At 30.1% G+C, this 617-nt stretch carries 2 protein-coding genes; one reads left to right on the top strand and one right to left on the bottom strand.

Annotation, left to right across the window (positions count from 1 at the left end; translation table 11 throughout):
* Positions 1 to 104: 104 nt before the first annotated feature.
* Positions 105 to 278, top strand: a complete 174-nt coding sequence (locus tag WA340_RS03860) for a hypothetical protein (RefSeq protein ID WP_336127362.1) — start codon at positions 105 to 107, stop codon at positions 276 to 278.
* Here WA340_RS03860 and WA340_RS03855 read toward each other — a convergent pair.
* A complete protein-coding gene (locus WA340_RS03855) occupies positions 275 to 457 on the bottom strand; it encodes a DUF2158 domain-containing protein (protein ID WP_336127360.1) in 183 nt (60 codons plus the stop codon). The two genes, WA340_RS03860 and WA340_RS03855, sit on opposite strands and share 4 nt — an antisense overlap.
* Between the last annotated feature and the right edge of the window lie 160 nt (positions 458 to 617).

Raw genomic sequence — 617 nt, 5'->3', positions numbered from 1 at the left:
TGAAAATCCTCGCGGATTTTCAGTTTGGTGTGTACTTGCAAAGTTAAGTGCTAAACCACGCAACTACTCATAGCCGAGACCGTTGTAAAACATTTGAAAACAAAATGGGAAATACAACTAAATTATTTAAAATAGGAGATGTAGTAAAAGAAAACAAACACTCTTATAAAATGACTGTAGAAGAATCGAACGAAAAAACAACTGACTGTGTATACTTCGACAATAACCAAAATTTACACAGAGTTGTTTATAATACGAATGAATTACAAAAAATTTAATTAGTAGAAGGATTTACGTCAGTTAAAGCATCTTCGTAGAATTCACCGTAGTTTAATTCTGTTCCGACAAACCAAACACATCTATATCTGCGAGTAGGATTATGAAACACATTTATTGTCATTGCAGGACTTCCTGATTTTAAATAGACGATAGTTCCGTCAGCAAATTTTTGACCCATAATTGAAATTTTAAATTGTTAATATTTCTTACTAAATTAGAAAACTATTTTGAATTGACAATCAGAGCGTTAAATAAAAAACGTTTTACAACAAAGAACTGAGGCAATAAACAAGTAAAATATTAATTATTTATTGCTAGAGTACTTCTATGTTCACCAT

Source organism: Mesoflavibacter sp. CH_XMU1422-2 (assembly GCF_037029245.1).
GTDB classification, from domain to species: Bacteria; Bacteroidota; Bacteroidia; order Flavobacteriales; family Flavobacteriaceae; genus Mesoflavibacter; species Mesoflavibacter zeaxanthinifaciens.
Note: the sequence above shows the minus strand (reverse complement) of the source record. Positions and strands in the feature narration are given on the sequence as shown.

Bases quoted from the DNA above. Each gene is read 5' to 3' on its own strand.
- WA340_RS03860 (WP_336127362.1), top strand. From the start codon at position 105: ATGGGAAATACAACTAAATTATTTAAAATAGGAGATGTAGTAAAAGAA.
- WA340_RS03855 (WP_336127360.1), bottom strand. From the start codon at position 457: ATGGGTCAAAAATTTGCTGACGGAACTATCGTCTATTTAAAATCAGGA.